We start from the raw sequence: 21,533 nt of genomic DNA, 5'->3' as shown, positions 1-21,533 counted from the left end.
GAGCCCATGCCAGCTCGGCGTGGGCCTTTAATTCTGTTTTTAGTAGGAGCACCGTATGGGGAGGACATTGGAGGATATGATTTCATCCGAATCACCCGAGGTTGTCCAGAGAGCCAAGGCTCTTGCCGAAGAGCAAATGGTACGTCTCAGTGTGACCAAACTGCTTTCAAATCTCGGGCCTGGTGATGTTCCTGAAATTGCTCCCGATGTTCTCGATAGTTTGTTGTCGCTCAAAAGGTCAGTGGAGAGCCAAGACTGTCGGCTGAGTTTATTTGTCCATATGCCAGATGGTACGCATCATGGCGTCAATATTTAATTTTTCATAATCCAACATGGATTAAATGGTTTCATACAGACAGCATCTTACGAAGCAATCCGAGCTATTGCTTCTGAATCTATCTAACAGAATGTGTCATTATTCCTAGACAGACATAGAGGTGTAGCTGGTCTGACGAAGAGCATCAATAGTCGCTGACTCCATCGACACAACAGACATAACACTAACAGCAATGCTGTTAATAATTTCCTCTCTTGGGCCATTGCGCCAAATATCGCTTTGGTAAAAGGCATCAAGAGATTTTTCCCTATGCTCAGGGTTATCAAAGGCTCGAATCAAAACATAGCTGTCTGGATCATGTTGCGACTGACCATAAGTGACTACATCAATTCCTGCGGCCTGATGCAAAGGAACGCTGACACTTCGCATGATCTGATGAAATTCATTACCTGTACTTGGCTGTAAAGTGTACTGGAGAAACTCGACCGTTCTCATTAAAGATCCTTCATATCAACTTAAATAGATACGGATACTGTACATGAGGTTTCTCAAAAATACATTAAAAGGTGAGATGCCCGTAACTAGATTTATCGCGGGGATTTCCGCAGCTTGCGCTGCATGGGGCCACACCCAAGAGAATGCCATCTTATCTGCTCATTCATATGCCTGACGGCACTCATCATGGCGTCAAAATTTAATTTATGTGCTTTATTAGTTCGTCAATAGAGGCTCTAATCCACCAAATTAAAACAACTCCCGCAGGGAGAGTCCAAACAATTTAACAGATAGAGTCTTTTCAGACTCCCATCGTGAAGCCAATATCTCCCCAGCGGATCTGATAGCGTGTACTGCGTCCGCCACCAGGTAATTTCTCAATGCACCCCCTATCCAGCAATTGCGCAAGATGGCGTGTGGCCGTGGGCTTACTGACTCCGGCGACTTTTTGATATTGACTGGCACTGATGCCATTTTCAAAACCCTGTTCGCCGCCATCCAGTAGGCGGTTAATCACTTTGGTTTGCTCTGGGCTCAGGCCGTCATGACAGTGCCGCTGCCAGAAAGATGCCGTGGCAAGGCTACGGGCGATACTTTGTAATGCCAGCTCTATGGAGAAATCCAGTGTGTCGAGAAACCAACAGATCCAGGAGGTAATATCCAACGAGCCCTTCTGCGCTGACTCAAGCGCTCGATAGTAGTCACCCCGCAGCTCTAGAATAGCAACTGGCATGGCATACAGCCGCATGCTGTGGCTGTCAGCCTGTGACAGCGCGAGATCGGTCAATGCCCGCGTGAGCCGCCCATTGCCATCATCAACGGGATGCAGGGTCACGAACCAGAAATGACAGATCGCCGCACGAAGAAGGGGATCTATCGTTGGATCATGCCGAGTCTGGTTAAACCAGAAGATAAACGCGGCCAGTTGATCGTCAAGGGCAGCTCTGGGTGGTGCCTCAAAATGCACGATGGGGCGATCAACACGCCCAGAGACAACCTGCATCGGCTCATCTCCTCGCAACTGCCCTACATTCACTGGCTGTACCGACCATTCGTTGACAGGGAACAGCCAACGATGCCATTGGTAAAGGCGTTCTATACTCAGCAGCTGTTCATGATTGTCGATGGCATCCAGCATCATGGCCGCGAGCCCCTCTGAGCGATCTGACACGGGATAGGACGGAGTTTGTGATCCCCCTAACCGCCTAGCCAGGGAAGAACGCACGGATTGAGCATTGAGACGCTCACCCTCAATAGCGGATGAGGAAATGATGTTAGCCAGTAACGTATCTAACGTTTGGTCGGGGTTCCCCAACCTGGAATGACTACCTATTAGAATTCCCAGCCTGCGTTGAACATGCCGTAATCTGGGCAATATTTCACTATCCCGCCAACGAAAATGGGGCCAATCTGCTTGTTGCCAAATCCAAAATGGTTCCATTATTTCCTCATCCAACGTGCTAGGGTCTCAATAATGAGCCGACCCAGCCCATCATTCGGCTCAATGTTTGAGCCGAATATAACACATGCAGCAGAACAGCAGAGCTGGTAATGAGGATGGAGATACAGGCTGAAAATCTCAGACCGGAGCTAATGAAAAACTGGATGTATTGCTGCTGTGTGGCGCTACAGCAACCAGTGGATAGAAAAGGCGGGAACTCATTTCCGTTTCGAACAGATCTTGTGAGCTTGCAGCTTACGCTGCATGAAGCCACACCCAAGAAAATGCCATTCGGTCTACTCATTCATATGCCTGACGTTACTCACTAATATTGGGATGCCAGTCTAAGCCACCAGAAGAGAAGGATCGAACCACCGAGTAGATTGCCTGCCAAATATTTCCAAGAGCGATCTGACAAGAACAAAATCGCCCCCAGTATCGTTATCAAACCCCAGAGATAGGGCATGAGCAGTACATATAGGCCAGTCAGTGAGTATTCATCGTTAAACCAGTCATAGACAGGCTGAATGAACAGGATCGATGCATTCAAGAGGTGATAGAGCATGAAAAACACGAATACCCATGTTCTCTCTGTCTTCACTGCTGCGCTCACTTTAGTTCCCCTTGGAATGGATAGCTGAGTTCAATGACGGTCAAAAATGGCTTGTAGGCAAAGCGCTTGTAGTGTTGAAGAACAAACCAGCTTCTGAAACCGGACGCCAGGCCGTAGAACTTGACTCTTCCGGTCGTGGGGTCAGGGCCAATGTCAGGATAATCGAGACCGAAGTGGTCATATAGCGTTACTTTGATCGTCCCTTTGTAGAAGTCGCCAAATTTTTCATATGTCGCGATTTCCGCCTTGCCTGCCCAGACATCGTTCACCGCAATTGTGAGGCCCTGCACCTTATCCGCCGCAGAGTTGAAGATGGGTAACCGAAAGCCGGAGGTCTTGCTGTATTGCTGCATCAAGTCACTCAGAACAAGCTTGTTCACATCACCATCAAGTTCGGCCAGCTTTGCCTTCACTTCCTTGATAAGGGTATCTGAGAACTTGATCGTGGTCGGGTGAGCTCGCGCTGCTCTCGTCAATGCTTGGTTCCGGTATTCACCCCCCTCAGATTTTTCGAATTTGGCGATCATGGCCAGAATGTTCATCTTCAAGTCGCCAGTCGCAAACAATGTGGCCATGTTGCGGAAGCTACTAAAGAACACCTTGGGGTCAGTCTTTTCGAGATCACCAATAAAGCCGTCATCTCCCATCTTCCCTACGAACATGGGGATAGCCTTGATCTGCTCTGCCGTCATTTTGCCGTAGGTCATATCTTCGGCGGGGTTGCCATCAACGTTCTTACCTGGCTCACGCTTCGACTTGTAGATGAGCACTGGCACACGATAGGTTGTGGCTGACGTTGTATCGGTTTTTGGCTTGAGAGCAGGAGGAATGGTTTCTGCCTTCGGGCGCTCTTTCTCTGCCGAACCGAACCACATTGTCGGCTTGGCCTGGGCATATGCCGACTTGATGGCCTGCTCAAACCTAGGCGTCCCCCTCACCGAGATTTGGTCTCCCTGGATAGTACAGCACGCAAACACATCAGATTGCATCCCCAATACGACCTTTGAACCGTCATCAAGGCTTCCAGCCACAGGGCCTAGGGAAGGTGCGAATAAGCGGGGAAATTCTTCTCGGCTGACTCAGTCATTTCATTTCTTCATGTTTGAGCCGATTTTTTCTCCCGTAAATGCCTTGAATCAGCCTATTTAGACCGTTTCTTCGCCATTTAAGGCGTTATCCCCAGTTTTTAGTGAGATCTCTCCCACTGACGTATCATTTGGTCCGCCCGAAACAGGTTGGCCAGCGTGAATAACATCGCCAGTTGGTTATCGTTTTTCAGCAACCCCTTGTATCTGGCTTTCACGAAGCCGAACTGTCGCTTGATGATGCGAAATGGGTGCTCCACCTTGGCCCGGATGCTGGCTTTCATGTATTCGATGTTGATGGCCGTTTTGTTCTTGCGTGGATGCTGTTTCAAGGTTCTTACCTTGCCGGGGCGCTCGGCGATCAGCCAGTCCACATCCACCTCGGCCAGCTCCTCGCGCTGTGGCGCCCCTTGGTAGCCGGCATCGGCTGAGACAAATTGCTCCTCTCCATGCAGCAGATTACCCAGCTGATTGAGGTCATGCTCGTTGGCCGCGGTGGTGACTAGGCTGTGGGTCAGGCCACTCTTGGCATCGACACCAATGTGGGCCTTCATGCCAAAGTGCCACTGATTGCCTTTCTTGGTCTGATGCATCTGCGGATCGCGTTGCTGCTCTTTGTTCTTGGTCGAGCTGGGAGCCTCAATGATGGTGGCATCGACCAAGGTGCCTTGAGTCATCATGACGCCTGCTTCGGCCAGCCAGCGATTGATGGTCTTGAACAATTGGCGGGCCAGTTGATGCTGCTCCAGCAGGTGGCGGAAATTCATGATGGTGGTGCGGTCCGGCAAGGCGCTATCCAGGGATAACCGGGCAAACAGACGCATGGAGGCGATTTCGTACAGAGCATCTTCCATCGCGCCATCGCTCAGGTTGTACCAATGCTGCATGCAGTGAATGCGGAGCATGGTTTCCAGCGGATAAGGTCGCCGGCCATTACCAGCCTTGGGATAAAACGGCTCGATGACTTCCACCATGTTTTGCCATGGCAGAATCTGCTCCATGCGGGACAAGAAAATCTCTTTTCTGGTCTGACGGCGCTTACTGCTGAATTCACTGTCGGCGAAGGTGAGCTGATGACTCATGATGAACCCTTTTTCATGGCTCCAGATGACAAACATGATCTCATATCAGGGACTTGTTCGCACCTTCCCTAATCCACCGTTATTGATCACTTTCAGTTCTCAGCGAAAGCTCGCTAACCAAGCCCAAGTGCCATAAGTGCAGTCGAACTGTCCCTGCATTAGCGGAAGCCTGTCTCAACGCCTAAATAGCTGTTCCGAATAGTAGATCACCGGAGGAAGGGAACTCAGTCCAGTTTGTGCGATCTGATTAGTCGCTAAACAAAACAAGCCACACCCAAAGGACTGAGTTGATGCCTATCCTACCACCTCTGCCACGACCACAACGGCGCCGCATTCACAAAATCATCCATGCCACCCGTGATAAAGGACATGCTCGTCGCTTGATGGCCATCTTGCTGTTACATGAAGGACGCACGATCACCGATGTTCATCACCTTACCGGCGCTGCGCGCTCGACCATCGGTCGTTGGCTTCGGTGGTATCGAGATGAAGGCATAGATGCGCTAGAAGCCTTACCGGCTGGCCGTGCCCCAGTCTTACCTATCGCCAAGATTGTCACCTTACTGGTGCTGCTCATGCAGTTTTCTCCGCAAGATTTTGGTTATCAGCGCAGCCGTTGGTGTACTGAACTATTGGCTATAAAAATCAATCGGTTAACAGGGCTCAATGTGGCAGCCTCCACGCTCCGCCGATGGTTACCTCGTATGGGCATTGTCTGGCGCAGGCCCGTGCCGACCTTGCGGATAAAAGACCCAGCCTATCAGGAAAAAATGGCGAATATCGACGCCGCGCTGGCCCGCTGTGATGCCGATAATCCGGTGTTTTATGAGGATGAAGTCGATATAGACCTCAATCCCAAATTAGGAGCCGACTGGATGTTCAGAGCGCAGCAAAAGCGGGTTGTCACACCGGGGCAGAATGCCAAGCATTATCTGGCAGGCGTTCTCCACGCAGGCAACGGAAGGGTACTTTACGTCAGCGGGATCAAGAAAAACTCATCGCTGTTTATTGCCATGCTGGAAAAGCTGCGCCACCACTACCGACGAGCCAAAACCATCACGTTGATCCTCGATAACTACATCATTCACAAAAGCAAACAGACCGAGCGATGGTTGAAGAAGAATCCCAAGTTCTGCCTGGTGTTCCAGCCAGTTTACAGCCCTTGGGTTAATCACATAGAACGGCTATGGCACAAGTTACATGAAACCATCACGCGCAATCATCAATGCAGAGGGATGGCAAACCTGCTGGCCCGAGTGAAACACTTCATGGATACCGTGTCTCCTTTCCCGGGGAATGGCTATGGCACAGCGAAGGTGTAGCACTATTGGGATCAGTTATTTAGTCATTGAAGCTATGGCGCTTACTGCACCATACATGAACATTATGTTATCACACCCCCCCGCTTGAGGGTGACAGCAATAAAAATGATAAAAATCAAATAGTTGATTAGATGTTGCTAAGCTCCCCAATCAGTTCGAAAAACAACCTTACTGATACATCAATCGTTTTCCTTGATCGCCTCAATCGGATCGGATATGTTTGCACTGTCTAAACATACAGCACCACATATAGTATCAAAATCAAAGGCAAAGCACAGGATATAGTCATGACAACTAACCGTAAAACTACCTCCGATAAAGTGGCAACACTTGCTGGGCAGGTGCTCAACGATACAACCTCCTCTGCCACTGCGCGCTCCCTTGCGGCTTCCGCGCTGTCTCAGGCTAGGGCTGGGAAGCAAACTGGTGCTGAAATGGAGACGTTTGCCTCCATGGTGTTACAAAGCAGCAAGTACAGCGAAACCTCAAAAACCCTGGCTGCCAGCATCTTGGCACAAGCCAATAAAGAGCGATAAATAGCAGGATTATGTTATTACGCATGAAAGGATTGGCATATGCATGATTACGCTGTTTTTGGTCATAGTAGAGCGACAATAGGTCGATATCTCGGAACTGTATCAGTTATTCTTACTGGTTTGATATCAAGCGTTATTCTATGGTTGCACCAAGTAGATGGTTTCAGTTTTATGGCTGGAGCAACAGTTTCAACTGCTGTTGTATATTTTGCCTTACATTGGACTTTTAATAACTATGTATGGAAAGTACCACTGTTTAAAATTCCAGATTTAAATGGTGTTTGGTCTGTCAGAGGTGAAACGCTCTCCGAAGATGACGGTGTTATAAAGTATAACTGGGAAGCTGAAATCGATATTGAGCAGACTTGGGAAAAAATATCTATAAACTTAAAAACCAAACAAAGCTCCAGCGAAAGCTATACGGCAACTCTTGCCAAAAAATCAGGAACCCGTGGTGGCTGGGTTCTTCATTATAGTTATAGTAATTCTCCTGATGCATCTCAGTTTCATGAGTTGAACTCACATAGAGGTTACTGTGAAGTTATCTTTGATAAGGAGCTAACTTCTGGTGAAGCTGCATATTTCAATAGTAATGGAAGAAGAACTTTCGGAAAAATGTACCTGACACGAGGTGATAAATGATCAACTTTAGTGACCGTTTGAAAAAATTGAAGGAAAGGCGTCAGGGTACGGCTCAGCGCTATGCACTTGATCAAGGTTATACTGCATTATCTGCTGCATATGATTATCGCCCACAAGAAAGTTATGAAAAGGTCAAAGACAGTGATGCGATAAAGTATGTAATTGGTGCGATGGCACCAGTGAGTTCTAAATCAACACAAGTTTCAATCGATGAAGGAGAGCGTGTAGCTAATACATTGGTTAGCATGCTCGAAACCGACCGGATTAATACTGAATTCAGGCTTCAAGGTTCTGTCGCTTTAGATATTCATATTGAAGGGCACTCCGATGTCGATATGTTGATTCTTAAAAGAGATGTAGTTCTTGTCCAACAACCAGCACTTCCATCAACTAACTACACAGATACCTCTGACAAGCGGCCTATGCTCGATAAAGTTAAAGAAATCCGCTTGGCATCAGAAGTTAGACTGACAAGCCGATACTATCAAGCAACTGTTGACTGCTCGAATAAAAAATCGATCTCAATAAGTGGTGGCAGCCTTGCTCGAAAAGTTGATATTGTCCCAAGTTGTTGGTATGACACATATGATTATCAACGTTCAGGTCAACAACATGATCGCGGCGTGAGAATTTACGATAAAGGAAAGCATGCGTTCATCGAAAACAAACCTTTTCTTCACATTAAGAAAGTTGATGATAAGGACTTTATTTATGGAGGAAGCCTTAAGAAAGTCGTTCGGTTGATGAAGAATATTGTGGCCGATATGCCAGATTATAAAAAGAAAGTAGCCAAAAATCTTACTAGCTTTGACTTAACTAGCATTGCGTATCACATGGATGCTCAACTGACATGTCCCGACTACTTTCCTCTGCTACTTCTTCACAGGCTTGACCTCTGGCTGCAAAAGTTAAAGGATGATAAAACTCTAAGAGATTCACTAAAATCTCCAGATGAGGTTCAGTCTATTTTCAATAATGTTGAAAAAGATGATGCTCTTGAGATTCTTAGCAAGGAAGTTTCTGACTTGGCAGCCTCTGTTTATCGAGATCTGTACCCATATGATAGAGAGAAAGATATAAACAAATTAGTCTACAAATCTATTTATATTTAAGCAAACAATTAATTTCCCGAAAAATATTACCGCCTTTAACCATGGCCCCAATGGGGCCAATGAGTAACATCGTAGGATCTTACTATTATTTCTCAGGTTGTCTGACCCAATGATGAGGACTATAATCCCCACCCTGATTTTGATTCCTACTAATTGTTGTCTTTCGAGACTGAGGGTTACCTATGGGCTCCCAAACTGTGTGGCTTCCAACCGTACTCTACACTGCACTAATTCGGTTACAGCTGAACGATTTCACTGCACAGGAGTGCGTAATCGCGGTATTTGGTGACAAGTTAAAGCGCCCATCAAAACATAAATACTATGGACTCATATACCGCCATCTGAACAAGTTGGTCGGTATGGGTCTTTTGAATAGGCGCAGTGTGGGCAATAAATGGTTTCGTCCAAATTACGTCAAAGCGCAGTTGTTTGATGGGGTGACTTTTCTGGAGGATCTACTTGGCCCACAGGTTCCAGTGACTCAGGTCGAGCAAAAGGCAGTCGTGGAAGTGAAGGATGAGGTGCGAAAGGGGTTGGAAGAATTGGAGGCCAAGGCGAAATCTTATCGATTTGAAATTCAGGAATACCAGGCCACGTTCGCCGAATACAACGAACTACGAGCAGATTTCCCCGCGCTAGAGGCAACCATTGATAGTGTGCTCAGGCACACCAGTCAGGAATTTCAGTCCTTACGAGGACGGTTGGCAGCCGTGGAGGAGGTAATGAGGGCGTTGAAGGCCTAGAAAGAGAATCGACCTGTGTCTAGGGCAAGACCAGCCTGACGTTAGCTACAAAAACGCACACTATCGCTGGCATGGCTTTCAGCTCGGCACTTCGTAAGTTACATCGCGAACAACTCATCAGAAGTTCACTCAAAAACCAACTATGTAAAATCAGGAAAAAAGCCATCCCCTATGCGGGGGGGTTGTCCACAGATCGTGGAAAAACAGAACAAATTTACCTAAAAAAATTCCTAATTAAAATCAGCGGCATTATAAGACGTTGTTTTAATTGAGAAGAATCAATTCATTCATTCAATTGATAAACCTTAGGTCTAAAGAACTCCACCAAACGTTTGGAAAGGGCCACTTCGCAAGAAGTGGCCCTTTTTGTATCCTTTTTCTCGCCTTCAGAGGATGTATCCGCCCCGCGAGTGCTGTGCATCTCCAGACCAAGGGCCAAAGGCTCTGCGGGTCGTGACTGCATTTGACATGGGCCAGCATCCAGGTGATGCGGCCAGCAAAAACCGGCGAGTGGAACGGCAATTTGCCCGGGAGCTCTGGGCTACGCCATCAGCCCAGCGCCTCCATGGGGTTGAAACAGCCTCGAGGATTCGCCCCCGAGAACTTTCCACTAGCCGTTGGCAGTGGAATGCTGGGTCAGATGAACGACGGGATTTTCGGAGAAGAGGTAGCGGTCATCCTCCATTTCGTCATCGAAGATGGTGGCCTGGAAGAGCATCTGCTTGGTGTTCTCCAGGTGCTGCCACATGGCCAGCTTGGCCGCCTGCGGATCCTTGCGCATCAAGGCCTTGAGGATCTGGTCGTGATCGTCGCACCAGCTGGAGATAGCCTTGTCGTCGATATGCTCGTGGAGCTTGCGCCAGTAGGGGTTGCGCTCGCGATGCAGCCAGAGCTGCTCGGTCAGGATCACCAGCACGGAGTTCTGGGTCGCCTTGGCCACCTGGATATGGAACTGCTTGTCCCACTCCGAATCGCGGGCACGATCCTCCTTGCGGGCCAGGGCCTGGATCTTCAGCAGCTCCATGATGTCCTGCTTGGTCACCTGGGTCGCGGCAAACTCGGCGATGTTGCTCTCCAGCAGTTGCCTGGCTTGCAGCAGCTCGAAGGGGCCCGCCGTCAACAGGGCGTCATCCAGGGTGGGAATCGCTTCGGCATACTGGCTCTCCCGGGCGATCACGTGGATCCCGGACCCTTTCTGCACCGCCACCAGCCCTTCCACTTCCAGCATGATGATGGCTTCGCGCACCACGGTGCGACTCACGTCCATCTCCTCGGCAATCAGCCGCTCGGCCGGCAGACGCTCGCCAACTTGATAACGCTGGCTGGCAATGCGTTGTTTCAGCTCGGCGGCGACTTTCTGATAGAGACGCTTTGATTCAACCAAGTCCATATTCATCTCACTCACACCCCAGCCTCATACTCTTCAAGTGCCGGGACTGTCCCCCGGATACGGTAACTTGTTATACCAATTTACATGAAAATGAACAAGTGAGCCCTGGGCTCACTTGCTCTCTCATGACTCAATGCATGCCAAACAGTCCCGGCAGGAAGAGGCTGAGTGACGGTATGTAGGTCACCGCCATCAGGCTCAGCAGCAAGACGAAGAAGAAGGGCAGCATGGGCCGGATCAGGGCCTGCAGCTTGACCCCCGAGACCGAACACCCCACAAACAACGCACTGCCCACCGGCGGTGTACAGAGCCCGATGCAGAGGTTGAAGATCATCATGATGCCGAAGTGGACCGGATCCATGCCGAGCTCGGTGACGATGGGCAGGAAGATCGGGGTGAAGATCAGCACCGCCGGGGTCATGTCCATGAAGACGCCCACGATGAGCAGGATCACGTTGATGATGAGCAGGATGACCAGAGGGTTATCGGAGACATTCATCAAGGCGTCACTGATGGTGTAGGGGATATCCGCATTGGTCATGGCCCAGGACATGCCCACCGAGATGCCGATCAGCAGCAGCACGATGGCGGTGGTGATGACCGAGTCCAGCATGATGGCCGGCAGATCCTTGAACTTCACTTCGCGGTAGATGAGCACCGAGAGCACGAAGGTGTAGACCACGGCGATGGCGGAGGCTTCGGTGGCGGTGAAGATGCCCCCCAGGATCCCGCCCATGACCACCACCACCAGCAGCAGGCTGGGGATGGCATCCCAGAAGGCGCGCATCACCATGGCAAAGGAGGGTCGCTCCGCAACCGGGTAGCCACGGCGCTTGGCGATGATGGCTCCCACGGCCATGATGCTGAGCCCCATCAGGATGCCGGGGACGTAACCGGCCATGAACAGGGTGGCCACCGAGATGCCGCCGGCGGTCAGGGCATAGATGATGAGCACGTTGGAGGGCGGGATCAGCAGACCCGTGATGCAGGAGGTCACGTTGATGGCCGCCGAATAGGCCGGATCATAGCCGGACTTCTTCTGCATGGGGGCCATGGTGCCACCCACCGCGGCCGCGGCTGCCACCGCCGACCCCGAGATGGAGCCGAACAGCATGTTGGCCATGACATTCACGTGGCCGAGCGAGCCCGGCATGCGGCCCACCAGCACCTGGGAGAAGTTGATGAGCCGCTGGGCGATGCCGCCGCAGTTCATCAGGGTCCCCGCCAGGATGAAGAAGGGGATCGCCAGCAGGGAGAAGCTGTCGAGGCCGGTGGCCATCTTCTGGCCGACCACCGCAAGGATGGTTTCCATCGGCAGCATCATCATGCCGGAGGCCAGGGTCGCCAGGCCGATGGAGAAAGAGATGGGCACGCCCGCGAACACCAACACGAAGAAGGAGCCGAACATGACCAGGGCTATGGTCCAATCCATCAGATGTTCTCCTCTGAGGGGGCAAGATCGGGGGTGGGCGCCAGACTGTCGAGCAGGGTCTCCAGCATGAAGAGCACACAGTAATAACTGATGATGAGGCCGCTCAGGGGCAGCACGGCGTAGACATAGGCCATCGGCAACTGCATGGCCGGGGAGACCTGGCCGGTGCTGTAGACCTTGGTCACCAGGGTCAGGCCGCCCCACACCATGGCGCCGCTGGAAAACAGCAGCACGCAGAGATCCACGAACAGCTGGTTGGCGAGCTTGCGCCCTCCCTTGAGGTCGGAAACGAACAGGTCGATGCTGAGGTGGCGACGCTTGCCGGTGGCGTAGGCCGCTCCCAGCAATCCCACCCAGATCATGCTGAAGCGGGCTATCTCGTCGGTCATGGTGCTCGGCTGTGCCAGCACGTAGCGGCTGAACACCTGCCAGACCACGCAGACCACCAGCATGGCCATCACGGCGACGGTAAACCCGGCGAGCAACCTGTCGATGGGTTGCTTGAACTTTTCAAGACGCATTGCGGTTCTCCCGGGAGGGCGATCTCGTCGCCCTCCCCTCATGATTACTGACCGGCTTCATTCTCGATCTTGGTGAGCCACTCACCGCGTATCGGATCCTTGCGGAAATCGTCATACAGGGGGGCCAGCGCAGTGCGGAAAGCCTCCTTGTCGACCTGGATGAAGGTGGCCCCCGCGTCGGTCGCCTGCTTGCGAGATGCCGCGACCTCCTTGTCCCACAGCTCCTGTTCGTAGGTTTCCGAGTGCTTGGCGGCAGTGGTGAGGATGGCCTTCTGCTCGTCGGAAAGCTTGTCCAGCACCTTGCTCGAGATCACCAGGAAATCGGGCACAGAAGTGTGCTGATCTTCGGCGTAGAACTTGGCCACCTCGACATGACGAGTCTGCACGTAGGAGGGCTCGTTGTTCTCGGCGCCGTCGATGACCCCTTGCTGCAGTGCGGTGTAGACCTCACCGAAGGGGATCGGGGCCGGGGCCGCACCCAGCAGTTCGATCAGCTTGATGGTGGTGGGGGTGGCGACCACCCGGATCTTCATCCCCTTCATGTCGGCCGGGGTGTGAATAGGCTTGTTGGCGTAGAAGCTGCGGGTCCCCGCCACGTAGGCGGCGATGGAGACGAAGCCCTTGTCACGGGTCTGGGCCATCATGGATTCGCCCACGGGGCCGTAAATAACCTTGTTGAAGTGGGCCTGATCCTTGAACAGGTAAGGCAGGCTGAAGATGGAGAAGGCGGGCGAGAAGGGTTCCATCTCGCTGGCACTGGCCTTGGTCATGTCCAGGGCGCCGTTTTGCAGCAACTCCAGGGTCTCACGGGGACCGCCCATCTGGCCACCCGGGTAGATGCGCAGCTTCATCTTGCCGTCGGAGGCGGTGCTGATCTCCTTGGCCATCTGGGCCAACGCCTGGTGTACCACATGGTTGGTGTCCAGGTTATGGGCCAGCTTCAGCGTCACTCTCTCCATGGCATGGGAAGAGAAGGCTGTCAGGGCCAGGGGGGCGGCCATCAGGATGGCGGCGGCGATGGTTTTCATTTTCATTGGAGCGGGACCTCAAGTGTGTGCGTTTATCTGCTAGACCTCTTCCCTGAGGAGTCAGTCTTAATGTCCTACATCTTTGTGATGCACACTGTAATTGGTAGAACATCTATGAATGTTGAGAACCATCACAAAAACGGCATACCCCCACAAATGGGCTGTGATAAACCCAACGCAGGTCACATTTTCCCGATCCACAAGAGTAAAAAGGTGTCATACAAACCTCTCATCCAGCCTCTTCATCCTCTTTCCCGCTCTTTCTCACCCTGTTAGGCACCATTGAAGGCCCTCTTTGAGACTCAAAATGGTTTAATTCGACGATTTTGTGAGCCGACCGGTGTTTTTTCAATATGGTGACTGGACGAGATGTCTGGCAATGAGAATAATTGGTCCAACAACTATCTCCACTTCACCGAGCACTCTCGTAGGGAGCAAGCGAATGACCGCCTTCATGACCGATGACTTTCTGCTGGATACCGAATTCTCGCGCCAGCTTTATCATGGCTTCGCCGCCGGACAGCCCATTTTCGACTATCACTGCCACCTGCCGCCCCAGCTGATTGCCGAGGATCACCGCTTCGCCAACCTGTATGAGATCTGGCTCAAGGGGGATCACTACAAGTGGCGCGCCATGCGCTCAAACGGAGTGGATGAACGCTTCTGCACCGGGGATGCCGACGACTACGCCAAGTTCGAGGCCTGGGCCCGCACCGTGCCCCACACCATCGGCAACCCCCTCTATCACTGGACCCATCTCGAGCTCAAGCGGCCCTTTGGCATCACGGGCCAGCTGCTGGGGCCGCAGACCGCACAGGCCATCTGGCACCAGTGCAACGACAAGCTGGCCCAGCCCGACTTCTCGGCCCGCGGCATCATGAAACAGATGAACGTCAAGATGGTGGGCACCACGGACGATCCCGTCGACGATCTGCGCCACCACGCCGCCATCGCGGCCGACGGCGGCTTCGACATCAAGGTGCTGCCGAGCTGGCGTCCGGACAAGGCGTTCAACATCGACGCCCATGGCTTTGCTGACTACCTGGCCGAACTCGGCCGGGTCAGCGACATCCAGATCCGCACCTTTGCCGATCTGACCCGGGCCCTCGGCGTGCGGCTGGATCACTTCGCCGCACACGGCTGCAAGATTGCCGACCATGCCCTGGACGAAGTGCCCTTCGGCCAGGCCGGCGAACAGGCGCTCGACGCCATGCTGGCCCGCCGTCTGGGGGGCATCGTGCTGGAGAGCGCCGATGTGGCCGCCTTCAAGACCGCCGTGCTGCTCTATCTGGCGAGCGAATACCACAGGCGCGGCTGGGTGCAGCAGTACCACATCGGGGCGCTGCGCAACAACAACAGCCGCCGCCTGCTGACCCTGGGGCCGGACACCGGCTTTGACTCCATCCACGACGCTCCCGTGGCCAAGGCCCTCTCCCGTCTGCTCGACGCCCAGGACGCGCAAGGGACGCTGCCCAAGACCATCCTCTACTGCCTGAACCCGAGGGACAACGAGGTGCTCGGCACCATGATCGGCAACTTCCAGGGGGACAACCTCCCCGGCAAGATGCAGTTCGGCTCGGGCTGGTGGTTCAACGATCAGAAGGATGGCATGGAGCGCCAGATGACCCAGCTCGCCCAGCTCGGCCTGCTCAGTCGCTTCGTCGGCATGCTGACCGACAGCCGCAGCTTCCTCTCCTACACCCGTCACGAATACTTCCGCCGCATCCTGTGCCGCATGATCGGGCACTGGGTCGCGGACGGCGAGGCCCCGGCCGATCTCGCGCTGCTGGGCCAGATGGTGGAGAACATCTGCTTCCACAACGCCCGCGACTACTTCGCCATCGAGCTGAACTGACCAGAAATAAAAAATGAGGCGGCGGGCATGTCCCGCCGCCGGAGCGGACCATTCCATGGGTCAAACCGCGCCCATCATCCATATCCGCCACAGGGGCACAGCCCCATGAGGACCACAACAAGATGCAACGCCTGAATCGTGATGCCTTCCCGGGGGCCCAATATCCGGACCGCGTGATCCAGTTTGGCGAGGGGAATTTCCTGCGCGCCTTCATCGACTGGCAGCTGGACCTGCTCAACGAGCACACCCGCCTCGACGCCGGCGTGGTCATAGTGCGCCCCATCGACAGCGACTTTCCCCCCAGCCTGAGCACTCAGGACGGCCTCTACACCACCGTCATCCGCGGGCTGGACGAGTCCGGCAAGGCCATCAGCACCCAGCGCCTGATCCGCAGCGTCAACCGCGAACTGAGCTGCTATCGCCAGTTCGACGAGGTGCTGGCACTGGCGCGCAACCCGGATATCCGCTTCCTCTTCTCCAACACCACGGAAGCCGGGATCAGCTATCACGCCGACGACCAGTTCGACGACACTCCGCCCGCGAGCTTCCCGGCCAAGCTGACCCGCTTGCTGTTCGAGCGCTTCAGTCACTTTGACGGCGCCGCCGACAAGGGCTGGGTGCTGCTGCCGTGCGAGCTCATCGACTACAACGGCGACGCCCTGCGCGAGCTGGTGCTGCGCTACGCCGCCCAGTGGCAGTTGCCAGAGGCCTTCCAGACCTGGCTGCGCGAACACAACACCTTCTGCTCCACCCTGGTGGATCGCATCGTCACCGGCTTCCCCCGGGACGAGCACGCCGAGCTGCAGGCGCAATTTGGCTATCAGGATCAGTTCGTGGTCACCGCCGAGCACTTCTACCTGCTGGTGATCCAGGGGCCTGCATGGCTGGCGAGCGCCCTCTGCCTCGATCAGCTGCCCGCCGGGCAGGCACTCAACATCCTAATCGTCGACGACATCAAGCCCTACAAGGAGCGCAAGGTCGCCATCCTCAACGGCGCCCACACCGCCCTGGTACCGGTCGCCTTCCTGGCCGGGCTCGACACGGTGGGCGAGGCCATGGCCGACGAGGAGATTGGCGAGTTCGTCGAGCGCATCATGCGCGATGAGATAGTGCCGACCTTGAGCCTGCCGCAAGAAGAGCTGCTCTCCTTCGCCCGCGACGTGCAGGGGCGCTTTCGCAACCCCTTCATCAAGCACCAGTTGCTCTCCATCGCCCTGAACGGCATGACCAAGTTCCGCACCCGTTTGCTGCCGCAGTTGCTGACCTATCAACAGCAGCAGGGCACCCTGGCGCCGCGCCTGAGCTTTGCCCTCGCCGCCCTGCTCGCCTTCTATCGCGGGGAGCGCAACGGACACGCCTATCCGCTGCAGGACGATCAACCCTGGCTCGACGCCTACGCCCGCCTCTGGCCTGCGGTGGAGCGCGGCGAGATCCCCCAGCTTGCCCTGGTGCAAGAGGTGCTCGGCCAGGAGGCCCACTGGGGCCAGTCCCTGTGCGAGGTGCCCGGCCTGGTCGAACGGGTCGATTGTTGCCTGACCCAGATCCGCGAGCAGGGCCTGCGCGCGGCGCTGGCCGCCTGCTGCTAAGGAGTGTCCATGCAAGCCGTGATTCGCATCCACCCCGCCGACAATGTGCTGGTGACCCTGAGAGAGCTCGCCGCCGGCGAGCAGATAGCGCACGAAGGTGTTTCCTTCACCCTGAGTAACCCCCTCCCCCGCGGCCACAAGCTGGCGCTGGTGGGCCTCTGTGAAGGGGATCAGATCATCAAGTACGGTCTGCCCATCGGCCACGCCACCCGCGCCATCGCGGCGGGAGAGCATATCCATCACCACAACCTGGCCACCAACCTCAGCGATCTCGACGAGTACAGTTACCAGCCGGAGCTCATCGACGTCAGCACCGCGCTGCCGGACCGGGAGATCCAGGTCTACCGCCGTCACGACGGCCAGGTCGGCATTCGCAACGAGCTGTGGATCCTGCCCACCGTGGGCTGCGTCAACGCCCTCGCCAAGCAGATGAAGCAACAGCTCGAGCGCGACACCGATCTCGGCGCCATCGACGGGGTGCACCTGTTCAGCCACCAGTACGGCTGCTCCCAACTCGGTCAGGACCACCTCAACACCCGCACCCTGCTGCAAAACCTGGTGCACCACCCCAACTCGGGGGGGTTCTGGTAGTGGGGCTGGGCTGCGAGAACAACCAGATCGCCGCCTTCAGGGAGACCCTGGGCCCGATCGATGCCGCCCGTGTGCGCTTCATGGTGTGCCAGCAGCACGATGACGAGGTCGAGCACGGGCTGGGGCTGCTGCGCGAGCTGCTCGCGCAGATGCAGCAAGACAGGCGCCAACCCGGTCGGCTCGGCGAGCTCAAATTCGGACTGGAGTGCGGCGGCTCGGACGGCCTCTCCGGCATCACCGCCAACCCGCTGCTCGGCTGCTTCTCCGACTACGTGATCCAGCACGGGGGCAGCTCGGTGCTGACCGAGGTGCCGGAGATGTTTGGCGCCGAGCGCATCCTGATGTCCCGCTGCCAGGACAAGCAGACCTTCGACAAGACGGTGCAGATGGTCAACGACTTCAAGCAGTACTTCATCGACCACCAGCAGCCCATCTACGAGAACCCCTCCCCCGGCAACAAGGCGGGCGGCATCTCGACCCTGGAGGAGAAATCCCTCGGCTGTACCCAGAAGGCGGGGCACAGCCAGGTGGTGGACGTGCTGCCCTACGGCGCCCGCTTGCAGCGCCCCGGTCTGAACCTGCTGAGCGCCCCGGGCAACGACGCCGTCGCCACCAGCGCCCTGGCCGGCGCGGGCTGCCACATGGTGCTGTTCAGTACCGGGCGCGGCACCCCTTACGGTGGCCCGGCCCCCACGGTCAAGCTCGCCACCAACAGCGATCTGGCCAGGCGCAAGCCGCACTGGATCGACTTCAATGCCGGCACCCTGATTGAGGGCACCCCCATGAGCAGCCTGCTCGCCCAGTTCATCGACCTCATCGTCGACATCGCCAACGGCAAGCCGACCTGCAACGAGCGCAACGACTTCCGGGAGCTGGCCATCTTCAAGAGTGGTGTCACCCTGTGAGTCTCGAGCTTGGCTGGCTGCAACCGGTCTGGACCCTGATTGAACAACAGCCCCTGGCGCAAGGCATCGGCCTTGCCGCCATGCTGGTCGGGGTGAGCGCCTTCCTGCAACGGGACGACAGCCGCTTTCGCTGGCGGCTGTGCCTCTACCAGGGGGCCATCGCGGTCCACTTCCTGCTGATGGGTGCCAGCACGGCGGCTCTCAGCGCCGCCCTCAGCTGTGGTCGCACCATCGCCTCGGGGCGCACCCGCAGCCCCTGGGTGATGCTCTTCTTCCTCGTGCTGGTGTGGGTACTGGGCATCCCCGGGATCACCAGTGCGGTGCAGTGGCTCCCCATCATCGGCACCACCATCGGCACCTGGGGCCTGTTCCGGGCCCGCGGGCTGGCGCTGCGGCTGTGCATGCTGGCGGGCGGCCTGTGCTGGACCAGCCACAACATACTGATCGGCTCCATCGGCGGCAGCCTGATTGAGACCACCTTCCTGTTCGTCAACTGCCACACCATGTATCGCATGTGGCGTCATCCCCTGGCGAACCCCCTGTAACGATTGCAAGGAGTCGAAACCATGACCCGACAGATAGCCGTCATCGGCGAATGCATGGTGGAGCTGCGCCGAGCCGGGCAAGGCCTGCTGGCACAAGGTTTCGGGGGCGACACCCTCAACACCGCCCTCTATCTCGCCCGCCTGGGTAGCCAGGCGCTCGCGGTGCACTACGTCACGGCCCTCGGCCAAGACGGGTTCAGCAGCCAGATGCTGGCCGCCTGGCAGCAAGAGGGCATCCACACCGACTGGGTGCAGCGCCTGGCTGACAAGGCCCCCGGTCTCTATCTCATCGACACCGCGGCCGACGGCGAGCGCTCGTTCACCTACTGGCGCAGCGACGCCGCCGCCCGCTACTGGCTGGCGCAACCCGAGGGCGAGGCCATTCTCGCCGCCCTGGGCCAGTGCGATCTTGTCTACGTGAGCGGCATCAGCCTGGCCATACTGCCGCCCGCCTCGCGCCAGCGCCTGCTGGAAGGACTCGCCGCAGCGCACGCCCGGGGGGCCAGAATTGCCTTTGACAACAACTACCGCCCCCGCCTCTGGCAAGACAAGGAGACCGCCAAAGAGGCCTACACCGCCATCCTGCGCCTGGCGGACATCGCCCTGCTGACCCTTGATGACGAGCAGGCGCTCTGGGGCGACGAGGAGGTCGAAACCTGCCTCGCCCGCAGCCAGGGCTTCGGGGTGGGCGAGATCGTCGTCAAGCGCGGCTCTGAGCCTTGCCTGGTGGTCACGGCAGCGCAGCGGATCGAAATCGCCGCCCTGCGGTTGGCCGCCGAACAGGTGATCGACACCACGGCGGCGGGCGACTCCTTCAGCGCCGGTTATCTCGCCGCACGCCTGCAAGGGGCCGACGTCACCGACGCCGCCCGGGCAGGCCACCGCCTGGCGGCGGCCGTCATCCAGTATCCGGGGGCCATCATTCCCCCCTCCCACATGCCATCACTCAAGGAAACGCACCATGTCTGATCTCATCGCCCGCCTCGAAGCCCTCAAGGTGATCCCCGTCATCGCGCTGAAAGATGCTGCCCAGGCCGTCCCCCTCGCCCGGGTGCTGGTGGAAAATGGCCTGCCCGCCGCCGAGGTGACCTTCCGCACCCCCGCCGCCGCAGAGGCCATCCGCCAGATGCGTGCGGCCTACCCGGATCTGCTGATCGGGGCCGGCACCGTGCTCAACCGCGAGCAGGTGGATGCGGCCGTTGCGGCGGGCGCCGACTTCATCGTCAGCCCCGGCTTCAACCCGACCACGGTGCAGTACTGTCTGGACAAGAACGTCACCATCATCCCCGGGGTCAACAACCCCAGCCTGGTGGAGCAGGCCATGGAGATGGGGCTGCGCCACCTCAAGTTCTTCCCGGCAGAGCAGTCTGGCGGCACCGTCATGCTCAAGGCCCTGGGCGCCGTCTATCCGGTGCGCTTCATGCCCACCGGCGGCGTGACGCCGGCCAATCTGAAGGAGTATCTGGGGCTGAATGCCGTGATCGCCTGCGGCGGCACCTGGATGGTGCCGGCCAAGCTCATCGACGAGGGCAGGTGGGAAGAGCTGGCCGCCCTGGTAAGAGAGGCCGTGGCGGCCCTGTGATCATCCGCTGACTAGGGGAAGGTCTGTCCTCCCCCGATGTGTTGAAGAGCCACTTCCCGCGAAGTGGCTTCTTTATGCCCTGCCAGGGCTGGAGATCAATGTGCGGTGCGGTTGCCGCAGTCTGCCAGCGGCTTATTCCCCTGCGTCATCGGGCGTCAACACCAGCCTGCGCCAGGGCCCCGTGATGTCGCAATGACCCGTTTCTTCGGTGTTCTCCCAGCCCAGGCGATGATAGAAAGCCATCGCCGTGGTGTTGCGCATGGCCACCTTGAGGGAGGCCGGGGAGGGGTACCCGGCCAAGCCGGCGGCAAGCAAGGCCCGCCCCATGCCCTGCCCGTGCCAGTCCGCCACCACGTAGAGATGATGCACGAAGCTCTCGGCCCCCCAGATGGAGACGAATCCGCACGGGCTGCCCCCTTTCTCCGCCACCCAGATCTCCTCGCCCCGGGTCTGCTCGGCAAAATCCTCGAGCCGGAACAGGGCGGGATCAACCCAATGGAAGGCCTGGCGCCTTCCCTTGAGGAAGAGCTGCGCCAGCATGGGCTCGTCAGCTTCCGTCATCATTCTGATCATGACACCATCCTTGCGTTGCGTGCTTGTCGCTTCCCACTCTCGATGGATCCCGCCGTGCTGTCAAATCGGCAATGTGGACCCTCTTGAATACGTAACCGTGTGACACAGGGCTGCCTATTTTATCGCCTCAGGGGCTATACTGCCGAGGTCCCGTCCATGACTGGTTTGAGGTTCACT

The 21,533-nt window shown here is 56.2% G+C and carries 21 protein-coding genes and 2 pseudogenes; 13 read left to right on the top strand and 10 right to left on the bottom strand.

What is annotated here, in order from left to right:
* Window positions 1-55: 55 nt before the first annotated feature.
* Complete coding sequence (locus C2U47_RS17390; protein ID WP_049636903.1) at window positions 56-316, top strand: hypothetical protein; 261 nt, start codon at window positions 56-58, stop codon at window positions 314-316.
* A 105-nt stretch (window positions 317-421) separates the two neighbouring features.
* On the opposite strand, the gene C2U47_RS17385 is transcribed toward C2U47_RS17390, so the two are convergent.
* From C2U47_RS17385 to C2U47_RS17360, 5 genes and pseudogenes are all read right to left on the bottom strand, one after another.
* Window positions 422-772, bottom strand: a complete 351-nt coding sequence (locus C2U47_RS17385) for an NIPSNAP family protein (protein ID WP_080741060.1) — start codon at window positions 770-772, stop codon at window positions 422-424.
* 301 nt (window positions 773-1,073) lie between these two features.
* Complete coding sequence (locus C2U47_RS17380) at window positions 1,074-1,913, bottom strand: Fic family protein (RefSeq protein ID WP_233735898.1); 840 nt, start codon at window positions 1,911-1,913, stop codon at window positions 1,074-1,076.
* A gap of 66 nt (window positions 1,914-1,979) precedes the next feature.
* A pseudogene (locus tag C2U47_RS23365) lies at window positions 1,980-2,213 on the bottom strand (DUF4172 domain-containing protein); the annotation flags it as partial.
* 609 nt (window positions 2,214-2,822) lie between these two features.
* Window positions 2,823-3,815, bottom strand: a complete 993-nt coding sequence (locus tag C2U47_RS17365) for a DUF3289 family protein (protein WP_223924753.1) — start codon at window positions 3,813-3,815, stop codon at window positions 2,823-2,825.
* A 197-nt stretch (window positions 3,816-4,012) separates the two neighbouring features.
* The gene (locus C2U47_RS17360; RefSeq protein ID WP_026141915.1) at window positions 4,013-4,993 is read right to left on the bottom strand and encodes an IS5-like element IS5 family transposase; all 981 of its coding nucleotides are present in this window, start codon (window positions 4,991-4,993) and stop codon (window positions 4,013-4,015) included.
* A 290-nt stretch (window positions 4,994-5,283) separates the two neighbouring features.
* Between C2U47_RS17360 and C2U47_RS17350 the strand changes: the two genes are divergently transcribed.
* The 5 genes from C2U47_RS17350 to C2U47_RS17330 all read left to right on the top strand — a co-directional run bounded on the left by C2U47_RS17350 (window position 5,284) and on the right by C2U47_RS17330 (window position 9,348).
* Entirely contained in the window at window positions 5,284-6,315 is a 1,032-nt protein-coding gene (locus tag C2U47_RS17350; RefSeq protein WP_001809438.1) for an IS630-like element ISAhy2 family transposase, read from the top strand.
* Between the two features lie 287 nt (window positions 6,316-6,602).
* A complete protein-coding gene (locus C2U47_RS17345) occupies window positions 6,603-6,851 on the top strand; it encodes a hypothetical protein (protein WP_049637249.1) in 249 nt (82 codons plus the stop codon).
* Between the two features lie 39 nt (window positions 6,852-6,890).
* Window positions 6,891-7,493: a Cap15 family CBASS effector gene (locus tag C2U47_RS17340; protein ID WP_080988760.1), complete on the top strand. Its 603-nt coding sequence runs from the start codon at window positions 6,891-6,893 to the stop codon at window positions 7,491-7,493.
* Entirely contained in the window at window positions 7,490-8,605 is a 1,116-nt protein-coding gene (locus tag C2U47_RS17335) for a hypothetical protein (protein ID WP_049637250.1), read from the top strand. Before C2U47_RS17340 ends, C2U47_RS17335 begins: the two co-directional genes overlap by 4 nt.
* Window positions 8,606-8,787: 182 nt before the next feature.
* The gene (locus C2U47_RS17330) at window positions 8,788-9,348 is read left to right on the top strand and encodes a hypothetical protein (RefSeq protein WP_049637251.1); all 561 of its coding nucleotides are present in this window, start codon (window positions 8,788-8,790) and stop codon (window positions 9,346-9,348) included.
* A 610-nt stretch (window positions 9,349-9,958) separates the two neighbouring features.
* Here the strand turns inward: C2U47_RS17330 and exuR are convergent.
* From exuR to C2U47_RS17310, 4 genes are all read right to left on the bottom strand, one after another.
* On the bottom strand, window positions 9,959-10,744 hold the full coding sequence (gene exuR, locus C2U47_RS17325; protein WP_216823192.1) for a transcriptional regulator ExuR: 786 nt from the start codon (window positions 10,742-10,744) through the stop codon (window positions 9,959-9,961).
* Window positions 10,745-10,868: 124 nt separating this feature from the next.
* Window positions 10,869-12,170 carry a TRAP transporter large permease gene (locus C2U47_RS17320; RefSeq protein WP_043154537.1) on the bottom strand — a complete coding sequence of 434 codons (1,302 nt, stop codon included), beginning with the start codon at window positions 12,168-12,170 and terminating at the stop codon, window positions 10,869-10,871.
* On the bottom strand, window positions 12,170-12,691 hold the full coding sequence (locus C2U47_RS17315) for a TRAP transporter small permease (RefSeq protein WP_043154535.1): 522 nt from the start codon (window positions 12,689-12,691) through the stop codon (window positions 12,170-12,172). Before C2U47_RS17315 ends, C2U47_RS17320 begins: the two co-directional genes overlap by 1 nt.
* 44 nt (window positions 12,692-12,735) lie before the next feature.
* Window positions 12,736-13,725 (bottom strand): TRAP transporter substrate-binding protein, encoded by a 990-nt coding sequence (locus C2U47_RS17310; RefSeq protein WP_043154532.1) that lies wholly within the window; start codon window positions 13,723-13,725, stop codon window positions 12,736-12,738.
* A gap of 436 nt (window positions 13,726-14,161) precedes the next feature.
* Here C2U47_RS17310 and uxaC point away from each other — a divergent pair, with 436 nt between their 5' ends.
* From uxaC to C2U47_RS17280, 7 genes and pseudogenes are all read left to right on the top strand, one after another.
* Entirely contained in the window at window positions 14,162-15,574 is a 1,413-nt protein-coding gene (uxaC, locus tag C2U47_RS17305; protein ID WP_043154529.1) for a glucuronate isomerase, read from the top strand.
* A gap of 122 nt (window positions 15,575-15,696) precedes the next feature.
* Complete coding sequence (locus C2U47_RS17300; protein ID WP_043154527.1) at window positions 15,697-17,160, top strand: tagaturonate reductase; 1,464 nt, start codon at window positions 15,697-15,699, stop codon at window positions 17,158-17,160.
* Window positions 17,161-17,169: 9 nt separating this feature from the next.
* Window positions 17,170-17,843: pseudogene (locus tag C2U47_RS23650) on the top strand (UxaA family hydrolase); the annotation flags it as partial.
* Window positions 17,832-18,656, top strand: coding sequence for a UxaA family hydrolase (locus C2U47_RS23645; protein ID WP_442778400.1), 825 nt, complete (start codon window positions 17,832-17,834; stop codon window positions 18,654-18,656). The pseudogene C2U47_RS23650 and the gene C2U47_RS23645, both read left to right, overlap by 12 nt.
* On the top strand, window positions 18,653-19,201 hold the full coding sequence (locus C2U47_RS17290; RefSeq protein WP_049637252.1) for a YgjV family protein: 549 nt from the start codon (window positions 18,653-18,655) through the stop codon (window positions 19,199-19,201). The genes C2U47_RS23645 and C2U47_RS17290 overlap by 4 nt, the downstream gene beginning before the upstream one ends.
* A 21-nt stretch (window positions 19,202-19,222) precedes the next feature.
* Window positions 19,223-20,170, top strand: a complete 948-nt coding sequence (locus C2U47_RS17285) for a sugar kinase (RefSeq protein WP_043154521.1) — start codon at window positions 19,223-19,225, stop codon at window positions 20,168-20,170.
* Window positions 20,163-20,783, top strand: a complete 621-nt coding sequence (locus C2U47_RS17280; RefSeq protein WP_103261779.1) for a bifunctional 4-hydroxy-2-oxoglutarate aldolase/2-dehydro-3-deoxy-phosphogluconate aldolase — start codon at window positions 20,163-20,165, stop codon at window positions 20,781-20,783. The genes C2U47_RS17285 and C2U47_RS17280 overlap by 8 nt, the downstream gene beginning before the upstream one ends.
* 132 nt (window positions 20,784-20,915) lie before the next feature.
* On the opposite strand, the gene C2U47_RS17275 is transcribed toward C2U47_RS17280, so the two are convergent.
* Window positions 20,916-21,356, bottom strand: a complete 441-nt coding sequence (locus C2U47_RS17275) for a GNAT family N-acetyltransferase (protein ID WP_041212649.1) — start codon at window positions 21,354-21,356, stop codon at window positions 20,916-20,918.
* Window positions 21,357-21,533 lie beyond the last annotated feature (177 nt).

It is taken from the genome of Aeromonas sp. ASNIH7 (assembly GCF_002903485.1).
Classification (GTDB): Bacteria; Pseudomonadota; Gammaproteobacteria; order Enterobacterales; family Aeromonadaceae; genus Aeromonas; species Aeromonas caviae.
This window is presented reverse-complemented; position numbering and strand designations above follow the sequence as displayed.